11 protein-coding genes are annotated in these 13139 nt (G+C 34.1%); 7 read left to right on the top strand and 4 right to left on the bottom strand.

Annotated features, from left to right (window positions below):
* Window positions 1-35: 35 nt before the first annotated feature.
* On the top strand, window positions 36-2471 hold the full coding sequence (locus EA412_03310) for a PKD domain-containing protein (GenBank protein TVR81371.1): 2436 nt from the start codon (window positions 36-38) through the stop codon (window positions 2469-2471).
* Between the two features lie 33 nt (window positions 2472-2504).
* Complete coding sequence (locus tag EA412_03305; GenBank protein ID TVR81370.1) at window positions 2505-4004, top strand: type IX secretion system membrane protein PorP/SprF; 1500 nt, start codon at window positions 2505-2507, stop codon at window positions 4002-4004.
* Window positions 4005-4053: 49 nt separating this feature from the next.
* On the opposite strand, the gene EA412_03300 is transcribed toward EA412_03305, so the two are convergent.
* The 3 genes from EA412_03300 to EA412_03290 are packed head-to-tail and all read right to left on the bottom strand — an operon-like array spanning window position 4054 to window position 6965.
* Window positions 4054-4785, bottom strand: coding sequence for a polyprenol monophosphomannose synthase (locus EA412_03300; protein TVR81369.1), 732 nt, complete (start codon window positions 4783-4785; stop codon window positions 4054-4056).
* A gap of 45 nt (window positions 4786-4830) precedes the next feature.
* Window positions 4831-5595: a 3'-5' exonuclease gene (locus EA412_03295; protein ID TVR81368.1), complete on the bottom strand. Its 765-nt coding sequence runs from the start codon at window positions 5593-5595 to the stop codon at window positions 4831-4833.
* Window positions 5592-6965 carry a peptidoglycan synthetase gene (locus EA412_03290; protein ID TVR81367.1) on the bottom strand — a complete coding sequence of 458 codons (1374 nt, stop codon included), beginning with the start codon at window positions 6963-6965 and terminating at the stop codon, window positions 5592-5594. The genes EA412_03295 and EA412_03290 overlap by 4 nt, the downstream gene beginning before the upstream one ends.
* 8 nt (window positions 6966-6973) lie before the next feature.
* Between EA412_03290 and EA412_03285 the strand changes: the two genes are divergently transcribed.
* The 3 genes from EA412_03285 to folE all read left to right on the top strand — a co-directional run bounded on the left by EA412_03285 (window position 6974) and on the right by folE (window position 8350).
* Window positions 6974-7207 (top strand): hypothetical protein, encoded by a 234-nt coding sequence (locus tag EA412_03285; protein TVR81366.1) that lies wholly within the window; start codon window positions 6974-6976, stop codon window positions 7205-7207.
* The gene (gene ytxJ / locus EA412_03280) at window positions 7208-7546 is read left to right on the top strand and encodes a bacillithiol system redox-active protein YtxJ (protein ID TVR81365.1); all 339 of its coding nucleotides are present in this window, start codon (window positions 7208-7210) and stop codon (window positions 7544-7546) included.
* Window positions 7547-7657: 111 nt separating this feature from the next.
* A complete protein-coding gene (gene folE, locus EA412_03275; GenBank protein TVR81372.1) occupies window positions 7658-8350 on the top strand; it encodes a GTP cyclohydrolase I FolE in 693 nt (230 codons plus the stop codon).
* Window positions 8351-8498: 148 nt separating this feature from the next.
* Here the strand turns inward: folE and EA412_03270 are convergent, their stop codons facing one another.
* Window positions 8499-10232, bottom strand: coding sequence for a T9SS C-terminal target domain-containing protein (locus EA412_03270; GenBank protein TVR81364.1), 1734 nt, complete (start codon window positions 10230-10232; stop codon window positions 8499-8501).
* 116 nt (window positions 10233-10348) lie between these two features.
* Between EA412_03270 and EA412_03265 the strand changes: the two genes are divergently transcribed.
* Together EA412_03265 and EA412_03260 are read left to right on the top strand one after the other, a co-directional pair.
* Complete coding sequence (locus EA412_03265; GenBank protein ID TVR81363.1) at window positions 10349-11146, top strand: diaminopimelate epimerase; 798 nt, start codon at window positions 10349-10351, stop codon at window positions 11144-11146.
* Between the two features lie 256 nt (window positions 11147-11402).
* Window positions 11403-13118 (top strand): T9SS C-terminal target domain-containing protein, encoded by a 1716-nt coding sequence (locus EA412_03260; GenBank protein ID TVR81362.1) that lies wholly within the window; start codon window positions 11403-11405, stop codon window positions 13116-13118.
* Window positions 13119-13139: the final 21 nt, after the last annotated feature.

The raw sequence follows: 13139 nt of genomic DNA, 5'->3' as shown, positions 1-13139 counted from the left end.
ACTCGAATGGGTGCGAGAATAGTGCATCAACGACAGTGACGGTGAATCCGTTGCCGGTTTCCCAAATTACGGCTTTAGGTTCTACTAGTTTCTGTTTTGGAGATTCCGTAATTCTTCAGGCGGCAACATCTCCGGGCTATACTTTTCAGTGGTTTGAATCCGGGAATATTCTACCGGGCGAAAATTCTTTTGAACTGATAGTTACTCAATCCGGGGAATATCAAGTGTTAGTTACAGATTCAAATAGTTGTGAAAGCTTATCAAATACTATAGAGGTAGAAGTCTTTGACAATCCGGAAGCGCTATTTGTGGCAGATGATGTTTGTGACGGTTCAGCTGTTATTTTTGTTAACAATAGTACCATACAAACAGGTGCATTAAGTTTTGTGTGGGATTTTGGGGATGGAAATCAATCTACAGATATCAACCCTGTTTATACTTATGCTTCAACTGGCGTTTATACAGTTACTTTAACTGTAGTTTCTGATAACGGATGTGAAGATATTTATACAAATCAAGTTGAAGTTTTCCCACAACCAACAGCTGATTTTGAAGTTTCAAATGCTTGTGCAGGAGCTGAAGTTAGTTTCGTTAATTTATCTGACTCTGCCGGTGTAAATATTAATTATCATTGGAATTTTGGGGACGGAAACAGCAGTACTTCAGAAAATCCGGTCCATATCTATACTGTACCCGGTATTTATAATATTACTTTGACAGTTGAAAGTTTGGATGGTTGTGTTGACAGTATAGTCAAAAACATAGAGATTTATCCACAGCCAAATGCATCTTTTACTATTTCTTCTGATATATGCGAAGGTGAGCAAATCCAATTTAACAATACATCATCTATATCCATAGGGGTTTTAAATTATATGTGGGATTTAGGCGACGGAAATGTTTCAATATCTTCAAACCCTATCCATTCATATGATACAGCAGGGGTTTACGAGGTTACACTAATAGCTTATTCCAATTTTGGTTGTGTAGATACAGTTCAGCAAAGCGTAATTGTATATCCGACTCCTACAGCTAATTTTAACTTTACTTCTACTTGTTATGGAGATACTGTTAACTTTACAAACTTATCAAGTTCAACTTTTGGTAATCTGACTTATTTATGGAATTTCGGAGATGGAAATACATCAACAGATGAAAATCCACAACATTTTTATCAAACAATAGGAACTTTTAATGTTAGCTTAACTGTAACGGGTGAAAATGGATGTTTAGATACCAGAACAAAGTCTATTCAAATAAGTAATCCTCCAACAGCTAATTTTATTGCATCATCTGTTTGTCAGGGTGAAAGTGTTAGTTTTACCAACTTATCTACTGTTGCGTCCGGTAATTTAACATATTCATGGTCATTTGGAGATGGAAACGGGTCTTTTGATATTGATCCGACACATACTTATGGGAGCAGTGGCACTTATGAGGTGACATTAACTGCATCGACATCTTTTGGCTGCAGTCATTCAATTTCAAGAGTTATTAAAGTTCATCCATTACCAATTCCTGATTTTGATCATGAAGATGTGTGTTTGGGTGAGACTATGAATTTTACAAACCTTTCAATGATTGATACAGGAAGTATAACCCAATTTTTCTGGGATTTTGGCGATGGAAATGTCAGTTTCCAACAAAACCCAACACACCTTTACTGGGAAAGCGGTACTTATTCTGTAACATTAACTGTTACATCTGATAAGGGTTGTTCGAATACGATTTCAAAGCAGGTTGCTGTTCATCCCGAGCCGATATTTAGAATTGTCTCAGATGGGGATAAAGAATTTTGTGAAGGAGAGTCTGTTACCTTGTCTGTATCAAATACGGCAAACTATACTTTTGAGTGGAATACCGGAGAGATAACTCCATTGATTGCAGTAACTGAAACCGGTTGGTATGTTGTTACTGTAACGAATACTTTTGGTTGTAGTAATACTGATTCTGTATTCATACAGGTAAATCCATTGCCGGTTGTGACACTAACTCCAGACACAATTATAAGTAAAGGTTTTTCTGTGCAGTTGGAAGCTACAGGAGGAGAAAATTATTTCTGGACACCGTCTGAATTCTTAAACAATCCTGAAATTGCTAATCCTATTTCCACTCCTGACGAAACGATAACTTATGTGGTTGAAGTCATTGATTCTAACAATTGTGTAAATACTGCTTCAGTTACAATTACTGTTTTGGAAGATTTTGTTTTAGAAATACCAAATTTATTTACTCCTAATGGTGATGGGTATAACGATACCTGGGAAATAGGCAATATATTCACCTACCCTTCAGCCGAGGTTATTATTTTTAACAGATGGGGTTCTGAAGTATATCAAAGCAGTGCATATCAAAATGATTGGGACGGAACATATAATGGTTCTCCTCTTCCTGATGGTACTTATTATTATGTTATACGCTTTGACAATTCAGACAGGCTATATAAAGGAAGTATTTCAATAATGCGATAAAGATTTCTGAAAGTAAATAGAAAAAATTTAAAAATGAGCCATAAAGGCAGGAATAAATTTGAAAAAATGAAAACTAGAAAAAAATCATACATAAGAATCTTTAAAGGGTACATGCTTTTTGCGATTTTGAATATGTTTGTGTTTACTGATTTAAGTGCACAACAAATTCCGTTGTATTCCCAGTATTATTATAGTCCTTTTATATACAATCCTTCCTACACCGGAATATCGGGTGACCTGCAGTCCCGGTTGATATACAGAAAGCAGTGGACAGATTTTGAAGGCTCTCCGGAAACACGTACTATTACACTCGATGGAGCTTTAGCAAACGAACGAGTTGGGTTAGGGATGTATCTTTATAATGATGTAACTGATATTTTTGAACGATTTAGCGGTTATGTAACTTACGCTTATCATTTACCATTGGGTGAGGATCACAGATTATCAGTAGGAATTGCCGGTGGTGTTCAGGATAATAATATTGATTATGATAGGATAGTAGTTCGTGATTTAGATGACCCTTTGCTTACTAATAATAGTTTTAGGAGTACTGCGATTGATGCAGGTGCCGGAATTAATTACTCCTGGAGAGATCTTAATGTTGGATTTTCTGTACCTCAAATAATCGAAACAGAATTAAGACACTTAAATACAAAGGAGTTTTCAAGTTACTCACTTGCGAGGCATTATCTTTTCAATGTTTCTTACGATTTAAGATTTTGGGAAGATAAAATAAGTCTGCAACCTTTGGTAATGTTTAGGACAACATCCGGCAATCCCTTTCAGGTAGATATTAATGCTTTAGCGGGCTACAGAGATTGGTTTTGGTTAGGGGTTTCTTATAGATATGATTATGCAATGACTTTTTCTGCTGCTTTTCAGGTTCATGATAATATTCAAGTAGGCTATGCTTATGATCATGCAATTAATAATATAGCTAGTTATTCCGGAGCAACTCATGAAATAATGCTTGGTGTCCGATTTGGAAGAAGGGCTGAAAAGGCTGTTCCAAGTACTACCACAGCAGTTGCACAAAAAGATGACATAGCTGAAATAAATAAGAAAGTGGCTCAGCAAGATAGCATTATTGCAGTTTTGAAAGAAGAAGTTGACAGTATTAAACTAGTGTTACAGAGAAGTGAAGTAGTTATAGAAGAGAGTAGCGAAGAAGTAAGGGATTTAATTAATCAAATAAGAGAAATAGAAGAAGAGCTGGGTTTTGTTGAGACAGATGCTGACAGGATTTCTTTTTTAGAAGTAGATAGCGATGATTTAGAGTATATTGAAGGCCCGGAACAGGAACTTTATTATTTGGTTGTGGGCTCTTTTACTGTCCGCGAAAATGCACAGTCTGAATTTAGGAGACTGCAGAATATAGGATATGAGTCAGGGATAATCTATGATAGAGTAAGAGGATTTAATTATGTTTATATAGCTCAACCGGAAACGCTACGTGGAGGTATGGAGTTGTTGTATCAATTAAGAGAAGAAACAGGTCAATTTGGAGATGCCTGGATACATATTATGAAATAAATGTTTTACTAAAAAAGGTGAATTAAAGTAATTAGTATATATTATTAAGTTACTTTAATTTACCTCTAAGATGTTGCCATTGTAGGGAAAGAACTCCCCAAACAGCTTCTTTGATAATCCCTTTATTCATTTTTGAAACACCTTTTTTTCTGTCAACAAAGGTAATAGGCACTTCAGCTATTTTAAATTGCTTTTTCAGGGTTTTAAATTTCATTTCAATTTGAAATGCATAACCAACAAAGCGTATGTTGTCTAGATCAAGCGTTTCCAGTACTTTCCTATGGTAACAGACAAACCCCGCGGTAGTATCTCTTACCGGCATCCAGGTGATTATCCTGACATAAACAGATGCAAAGTATGAAATAAAAATTCTTGATAAAGGCCAGTTTACTACTTTTCCACCTTTAATATATCTGGATCCTACAGACATGTCATATTGTTCGCCTTTACAAGCATCCAGAAGTCTGGGTAAATCAGCAGGGTTGTGAGAAAAATCAGCATCCATTTCAAAAATGTAAGTATATTGATGTTTTAATGCCCATTTAAATCCATGTATATATGCTGTTCCTAATCCAAGTTTACCGGTTCTTTCTTCAATAAAGAGTTTGCTCTGATAAGTATCAGCAATTAGTTTTTTTACAATAGAAGCAGTTCCATCAGGAGAGTTGTCATCAACAATCAAAACGTGAAAATTGCTTTCCAGCGAGAAAATTACATGAAGTATATCTTCTATGTTATCTTTCTCATTATAAGTTGGTATGATTACTAAATTAGAACTCAATTATTTTTTTTTATAGATTCAAAAATAAAAATATAAAATGAGATGCTAGGAGTTTTGTCTTAATTTAATTTCAGTTAATTTCTGTTTGGTATGAGCGGAAAATTCACTTTTCATAATCCAGTCATAGTATTGTGGTTCATCCTGTAATACTTTTTCAACGAGCTTACCCCTGTGTTTTCCAAAATTAAATACTTCTTTTTTATCTTTATTAAAGACCATTCTTCTGCCAGTATCGACAAATTCACCGTCTTTTGTAAACTCATGTAAAAAGCTAACATCGCTTTTAATGTCTTTATCATATTTCTTGAGTTGAGATAATAGAATTTCATAAGTTGCAATAGTATCAGCTTCAGCACTATGAGCATCTTCAAGATCCCGGCCACAATAAAACTTATATGCAGCGGACAGATTTCTAGGCTCCATTAAATGAAAAATTTTCTGAACATCTACAATTTTCCTGTTTTCTAACTTAAAAGTACTTCCGGTTCTGTAAAATTCCTCAACTAAGACCGGCACATCAAATCTGTTACAATTATATCCGCCTAAATCGCAACCTTCCAACCATTTATTCAGTTCAGAAGCGATTTGTTTAAAAGTCGGCTTATCTGCCACATCTTTGTCATAAAATCCATGTATAGCTGAAGATTCAGCCGGAATCGGCATTTCGGGGTTTAAAATATAATTTTTCACTTCTTTACTGTCGTTGGGATGAACTTTTATAAAACAAGCCTCTATTATTCTGTCTGTTATAACATTCAGACCGGTTGTCTCTAAGTCAAAAATCACTAAGGGTTTCTTTAATTGCATCATTTTATTACTTCTTTTAATTCAGTTTTTGTAAATCCATCCAGTTTTCCACTTGACATAAGTAAAAATATAGTTTTAGGGATAAGGTTTTTTATAATCTCTTCTTTTAGAGTCATTTTATTTTTAATAATAACTAAATCTTTTCTATTAAAGGCTTCTTTTAGTGTTTTTTCTGTAGGTATTTGTTTTCCTTTTAATTCTAAAGCTTTTTCATCAAAAAAGATAAAAACTTTATCTACACCTTTAGTGGTCTCTTTATAGTGCGGTAAAAAACTTTCGGTAAGACTGCTAAAAGTATGCAGTTCTATAACGGCAATTTTTGTAAAATGGTTGTAATGCTCAGTTACAGCGTTTATGCTAGCTTGTACTTTTGATGGTGCATGAGCAAAGTCTCTTATAAATATATAGTTTGAGTCTGTATACCAATTTTCTAAACGAAGTGCCGGGCCTGAGAAACTACTTATTTTTTCTCTGAATTTCTTACCCTCGAATCCTAAAGATTTCCATAGGTAATATGCTGCATTTATATTTTCAAAATTATGTTTTCCAAATAATGAAAGTTCTACATATTCGTCATCTAACTTTATAGTACTTTTATCATCAAGGATTTTATATTCCGGAGTTGAATAGGGGAGGAATTTCAGTTTATTTGTACTGCCCGAAATAACTTTGTCAATGTTTTCATCTTTTTTAAAATAAACTACCGTAGCATTAGTCAATGTCTCCAGATAGTCTTTAAACGTTTTTAGATATATTTCTTCTGTAGGGAAAACATTGATATGGTCCCAGGCTATACCTGTTATAATTGTATGCTGTGGTTTATAGTGGAAAAATTTAGGTCTGTTATCTAATGGGGATGATAAATATTCATCTCCTTCAATTAAAATATACTCAGATTCTTCTGTCAGTTTAACCATGTTTTCAAAACCATCTATGCGAGCGCCTACCAGATAGTCAAAATTTATTTTATTCTCCTTAAAAACATGCATTAATATGGATGTTGTCGTTGTTTTGCCATGACTGCCTGCAATTACAATTCTCTTTTTATTTTTAGAAAAGTCTGCAATTAATTCAGGAAAAGAAACAATTTTAATATTTAACTGTATAGCTTTTTTTAGTTCCGGATTATCTTTTTTTGCATGCATTCCCAACACTACCAGATCTGTATTATCGGTTATTTTATCTGCTGACCAGCCTAGTTTTTCAGGCAATAGGTTATTTTTTTTTAGTTGTGAAATTGCCGGTTCAAAAATTTCATCATCTGATCCTGAAACATGATGCCCCATTTTACGTAAACAGATAGCGAGATTGTGCATTATACTCCCGCCAATTGCAATAAAATGAATTTTTAAAGTAGACTTTTTTAAAAGCATATATTAAAATGGTTTACGGTAAAAGCAAATTTTTTAAAATAATTTATTTAAATTCGCACTTAACGGAGAGTAATCTCGTTTTAAATTACATAAAATATAATCACATGCAAAGATTCAAAAAATTTTTAGCCTTATCTGCTTTTGTACTGTTTATTTCTTCAACTTTAAGTTCATGCCATAGAGATGGATGTCCAAACCATATCACTCATGATATAGAAGTTACCGAAGAAAGAAATATTTAAATATTGATTAATCTTACTGATTTATCTCAGCTTGAAGAAATTATTCAGCTGAAAGATGATAAGTTGTACTTAATTTTTAAGCATAGTACACGTTGTTCAATTAGTACTTTGGCATTTGACCGAATTAAAAGGGGATTGAAGCAAAAAGAATTTGCTTCAATCCCCTTTTTCTACCTTGATTTAATACAATATCGCAATATTTCTGATGCAATTTCTGAAAAATTTCAGGTTGAACATCAGTCTCCACAAATTTTAGCTATTCGAAATGGCATTTGTATTTATAATGAGTCTCATATCTCCATTTCTCCAAAAAACATTCTCCCTCTTCTAGAAAATTAGTCTGCTCTTTTCTTTTTTTTGCCCTGAATTTATAAACAACTTCAGCCGGGATTGGTTATACTTTTTTATTTACTTAATAAAGTTGTAATGAATCCAAATAAAGTTGTTTCAATGAATGGTAATAGCAAAATTAAACAGGCTGAATCAAGTTCCGGACTTCAGCATGCTGATATGATAGGGGACAGCCACGTAGGAACATCAACTGATACTCCATTGAGAGGTGATGCATTTGTAAAGACTGATTCTGAAAAGATTGAAGAAATACAAATTCATTTTAGAGAAATAATGAACATACTGGGTCTTGATCTGAAAGATGATAGCTTGAGCGGTACTCCTTACAGAGTAGCTAAAATGTATGTTAATGAAATTTTTTCCGGACTTAACCCGAAGAATTTCCCGGAGATAAAGACCTTTGAAAATAAGTATCAATATAATGAAATGCTTATTGAAAAGGATATTTCTTTTTATTCTAATTGCGAACATCATTTCGTACCGATTATAGGCAAAGCTCATGTTGGTTATATATCAAATGGAAGAGTAGTCGGACTTTCTAAAATCAACAGGTTGGTAAGGTATTTTGCTGCAAGGCCTCAAGTCCAGGAAAGGTTGACCATGCAAATTGCCGGTGCTCTAAAAGAGGTTTTAAATACTGATGATGTTGCTGTTTTGATAGAAGCTAAACATTTATGCGTTGCATCCAGGGGAATTGAAGACGATACCAGCTTAACAGTAACTTCCTCTTTTTCAGGAAAATTTACAAAGGATAATGTGCGAAACGAATTTTTTCTCAATACATCTAAGTGAATTCCGGAGTTTTTAATTAGAGGCTTGTAAAGCCATAAGTAAACGAATTATTCTATTTAGCATTTTAATTTTTATTCCTGAAATATTAACAAAAAAAAAGGCTACCGATTGCGGTAGCCTTTTTTTTTATTTATATAGTAGGTAAGATTTACTTCATGATTACCAATCTTTCTGTGTGAGATATTGACTCACTTTCAATTTTAACAAAATATACACCATTGCGAATATCATCCAAGGATAATGACTCACGGTCAATTAGATTGTTTTTGTTCTCTATAATGTTATGATAAACCTTTTTTCCGGATAAATCATAGATAGAAACATTTAAAACAGCTGCTGATTTGTCAGTGTCAAACAAGATTGTAAGTTCATTAGCAGCCGGATTTGGGTAAAGATTGAATGAAAATCTATCTAAAGTTGATCCTTTAATCATATAATCTGTTTCGTTTTTAGTAGAATGTTCGAATAATCTCTGATATTGGTAACTATTAGAGCTATAAGAACTTAAAACGATTTCATATTCTGTGCCTGCTTCTAATCCTTCAAGATAGACTGAATTTCCGGTTCCGGTAAATACTTCCCAGCTATCCTCTTGAGATTTTCTGTAGTGAAGTACAACTTCATTGACATCCTGTAGGTTGTCCAGATTAACTTTAAGCTTGTTGTAAGACTGTTGCGATAAAGAAATTAAAGGATTTGTAGTAGGCTGTCCATGATTGTTCTCTGTATTTTCAACTTTGTATGGAAGACACTCTCCCAATACATCATTTGCAAAGTTTGGCAAACCACCTCTGGAAACTTTTCCGGCCAAATGGATTCCATTTTCCACAAAACCGGCATCTGTACCTAATTCATTAGGGTTGTTTATTACCGCTAAATTCGGAGAGCTTAAGAACTTTGCAATGTAAATTTTCTCATCAGGAGCAATCTGAATATTTCCAAAAGCTAAATTAGACGTTGAACCTATTTGCTGACCTGAGTTTTCAATATCATAATCATGCATGTCAAACTGCCATAACTGATTAGGTAATTGTGAAGAACCATTGCTGCCCGTAACATATAGGAATCTGCAATTCGGTGAAAAGGCAGCGTCATAACCTTTAATTCCCAAGTCTACGAAGTTACTGATTTCACCTGTAGCATTATCAAAATCATATAGTGCGGCATACATTAATCCACCATGAAATAATTTCTGACCATTATTAGATGCACGTAAAGCACCTGCATGATAAGGGTTGTGAGGACCAACTTTGTTTTTTACAACACCGGAAATGCCATTAGCTGTTAATTCAAATACGTAAAAAGAATCTGTATTATTGATATGAGTAACAATCCAATAATCATCGCCATTTGCATGTCTGATAGCCGTAACACCTTCATTTGCATTTGCAGCAAGAGGTACATTTTTTTGTACTACATCTCCTAAACCACCTTCTAAATTCATGTCAATAATGGAATAGCGTAGGCCTCCGGCAAAATTATTTTCAATACAATCAGTTGTAAACATATAGTATACATTTTCTGATCTTGGCTTTTGAACCGTAATTGCGCCCTGAAATGAACTGTTACATCCACCGGTACCGGTTAAACTGCCATTTGGCATTAACTGATGGTTTCTGTTCCATACTCCTCCTGCAAAAGGAAAAGGTCCACCATTACTGTAAAATAATAATTGTCCGTTTTCATCTGAAACCGATACTGTGTTTTCAAGACTTTCCATTTGACCATTAACAAGCGGAATTGGAGCTCCATTTGAAAAGTCAAGACCGGCTTTCATCCCAAAGTACCAAGTGTTAGCAACATTTGAGTTTGCAGCCATGCCTGCGAAAGGTAAAAAACCAATCAGTAAAATCGGTATTAAATTTTTTAAAGTTTTTTTCATGAGTAAATCTTTTTGTTCGTTGTATTTTGATTAAATTAGCCTTGTATACGCTACTGATTTAGGAAGGTTGCATAGATTATAAATTTTTTCATTAAATGTTATTCAAATAGTTCTTCATGAAAATTAAATTCCACAAATATCAAGGTACAGGCAATGATTTTATAATGGTTAACGGTTTTGAACAATCAATAGACCTTTCATCACATCAGATTGCGAATCTGTGTAGCAGAAGATTTGGAATAGGAGCTGACGGCTTAATTATTTTAAAAAAAGAGAAAGACCTTGACTTTTATATGGATTATTATAATTCAGACGGGAAACCTTCCAGCATGTGTGGAAATGGAGGGAGATGTGCAGTGAAATTTGCTTATTCAACAGGAGTTTTGAAAAAAAACAATTGTACTTTCAATGCAATTGATGGAAAGCACGAGGCAACTATACTTGAAGATGACATAGTTTCCTTAAAAATGATAGAACCTTATGGTTTGGATGTAAGCAATGATAAAGTTATTGTTAATACCGGTTCCCCGCATGTAGTTTTTTTTAAAGAAGAGGATTTTAATTTGGCTGAAATGGACCTCCAAAAAGAAGGAAGTTCAATTAGAAATAGCCCGATGTTTATTAAAAATGGTATAAACGTAAACTTTACAAAAAGAGACAAGGATTTAATTTACTTAAGGACTTATGAAAGAGGTGTTGAAGCGGAAACTCTTAGTTGTGGAACAGGCAATGTTGCAACAGCCATCGCCCATGCAATAAATGAAAATGCAGCCGGTGTGGTAACTTATAACCTTAAGAATAAAGGAGGTGACCTGAATGTGAGGTTTTCTATTAATGAACATAATATTAAGGATGTATGGCTTACAGGACAGGCAGTTATGGTTTTTAAGGGAGAAATTAACATTGTTAACTGAGAATAAAAAAAACACATAAATTCATTAAATTATTACTTGCAAATAGACTTCTAATAATGTTAAAAGACAAGTTAGACGTTGAGATAGATAATTTAAGATATTACATGGAGTTTAATTTCCGGGAAAAAAAATACTAAAAAGGGTTTTGCTTTTTAAAAAAAGAGTTTTATCTTGTGGTTGTCAAAGATTTAATTTGACTTTTGAAATAATTAATTTTAAATTACTCTTAGCGACCTTAACTTTTAAAACTTGATTTATGAAAAAAATCTACTCACTAATTTTAATATCCTTTTTTATTACGGCTTCATTTGCACAAAATGAATTTGTAAATGATGGTGCAACAGTCACTGTTCAGGATGGAGCTCTTTTATTTGTTAATGGTGAAATCAAAACGAATACCGGTTCGACACTGAATAATGACGGTGTTATAGAACTTACCGGAGATTGGGAGTTCAATGGAACTGCTGTTCACAATGCCGGTACGTCCGGAGAGCGCTTAGTTCGATTTAATGATCCGACTGCAAATTATGAAACCCAGACAGTAAGAGGAAATGGCAATATTTACTTTTTTAATGTAGAAATTGTAAATGATGCAATAGCAATTGCAGGTGATTGGTTTGGGGGTGTTGAATTAGAAAGTGACATCACTATAGGAAATGAAATTGACTTTTTATCTTCAAATGCTAAAATTTATATTGGTGATAGAGTTTTAACAATGGAAAATTCATTACCAACAGCTTTTGTAAATGCCTCAAATCAAAGATACATTCAAACAGATGGCTCTGGCTTAGGCGGATTGAAGTGGAAAGTTGATGCCAATGAGACTTATTTATTCCCAATAGGTACACGTTTCCCGGATTTAACAGATCCTTCATTTTTATCCAGCAACTATGCTCCATTTGAAATTGCTTTGTCAACACTGGGAGATAATGTAGATTACCTAACAGCTCGTTTTAACCACGTAAATGACCCGGGAGCAATAACCGGTTCAAACCCTAGCTATGGAACAGCCTGGGGAGGTAGTTTTGACTGCACACCTTATGGTTTGCCTTCTAATCAACAGATAGTACTTAGCGATATGGCTCAGGATTATGGTATATGGGAAATTGAGCCGGACGGTTCTTCAAGTTCAGGATGGGGAGATTATGATATAACATTCTATCCGGATGTTCCTAAATTGACGGCTCCTACACCTAACTCCGGTTTTGTAATGTTCAAAGCTCTGAAAGCTCCTTCAGCTTTTAATTTCGCTTCTGATAACTGGGGTGATTATGTTCTTCCGGAATCAGGTGAACCATGTGCCGCAACAGATGCTGCAGCTCTTATAGCAAACCCTTCATTAGGTGTTACTGCAATTGGAATGAATTCATTTTCAAAATTTGCCTTGGCAGGAAATGAAGTTACAGCATTACCGGTTGAGTTATTATACTTAAAAGCAGATCCTATTAATAATGAATTTATTAGAGTACACTGGTCAACAGCTGTAGAAATTGATAATGCCGGCTTCTATCTTGAAAGAAGTACTGACGGAGTAGATTTTGAAGAAATTAGCTGGATATCCGGAAATGGAAATACTTCTCAGGAAATGTACTACAGCTATAATGATTTGGATGTTGAACATAACGTTGTTTATTACTACAGACTTCGTCAGGTAGATTTTGACGGTTCATATGAATATACTTATATAGTAAATGCAATGATTTCAACTACGGATGTGTTTAATATTAGTGAATTTATTCCGAACCCTACCAATGAGCATACCAGAGTTGTTGTAAACTCTTCAACTGACAGAGAAATTACTGTAACAATTTTTAATACTCTTGGACAGTTAGTTAAAGATGAAGTACACCATATAGCTCCGGGTCAGTATTCTATTGACTTTAATATGCAACATTTAGCTGATGGAACTTATCATGCAGTTTTCCGCACTCAGAATGAAATTCACAACAGAAAACTTATCATAACTAAATAATACTAACTAAACAGACTTTAA

Source organism: Chitinophagaceae bacterium, from assembly GCA_007695095.1.
In the GTDB taxonomy this organism is placed as follows: Bacteria; Bacteroidota; Bacteroidia; order Chitinophagales; family REEL01; genus REEL01.
This window is presented reverse-complemented; position numbering and strand designations above follow the sequence as displayed.

Excerpts from the sequence above, each read along its gene's own strand:
- EA412_03260 (TVR81362.1), top strand. The coding sequence starts at position 11,403 with ATGAAAAAAATCTACTCACTAATTTTAATATCCTTTTTTATTACGGCT.
- EA412_03295 (TVR81368.1), bottom strand. The coding sequence starts at position 5,595 with ATGATGCAATTAAAGAAACCCTTAGTGATTTTTGACTTAGAGACAACC.
- EA412_03270 (TVR81364.1), bottom strand. The coding sequence starts at position 10,232 with ATGAAAAAAACTTTAAAAAATTTAATACCGATTTTACTGATTGGTTTT.
- folE (TVR81372.1), top strand. The coding sequence starts at position 7,658 with ATGAATGGTAATAGCAAAATTAAACAGGCTGAATCAAGTTCCGGACTT.
- EA412_03305 (TVR81370.1), top strand. The coding sequence starts at position 2,505 with ATGAGCCATAAAGGCAGGAATAAATTTGAAAAAATGAAAACTAGAAAA.
- EA412_03290 (TVR81367.1), bottom strand. The coding sequence starts at position 6,965 with ATGCTTTTAAAAAAGTCTACTTTAAAAATTCATTTTATTGCAATTGGC.
- EA412_03285 (TVR81366.1), top strand. The coding sequence starts at position 6,974 with ATGGTTTACGGTAAAAGCAAATTTTTTAAAATAATTTATTTAAATTCG.
- EA412_03265 (TVR81363.1), top strand. The coding sequence starts at position 10,349 with ATGAAAATTAAATTCCACAAATATCAAGGTACAGGCAATGATTTTATA.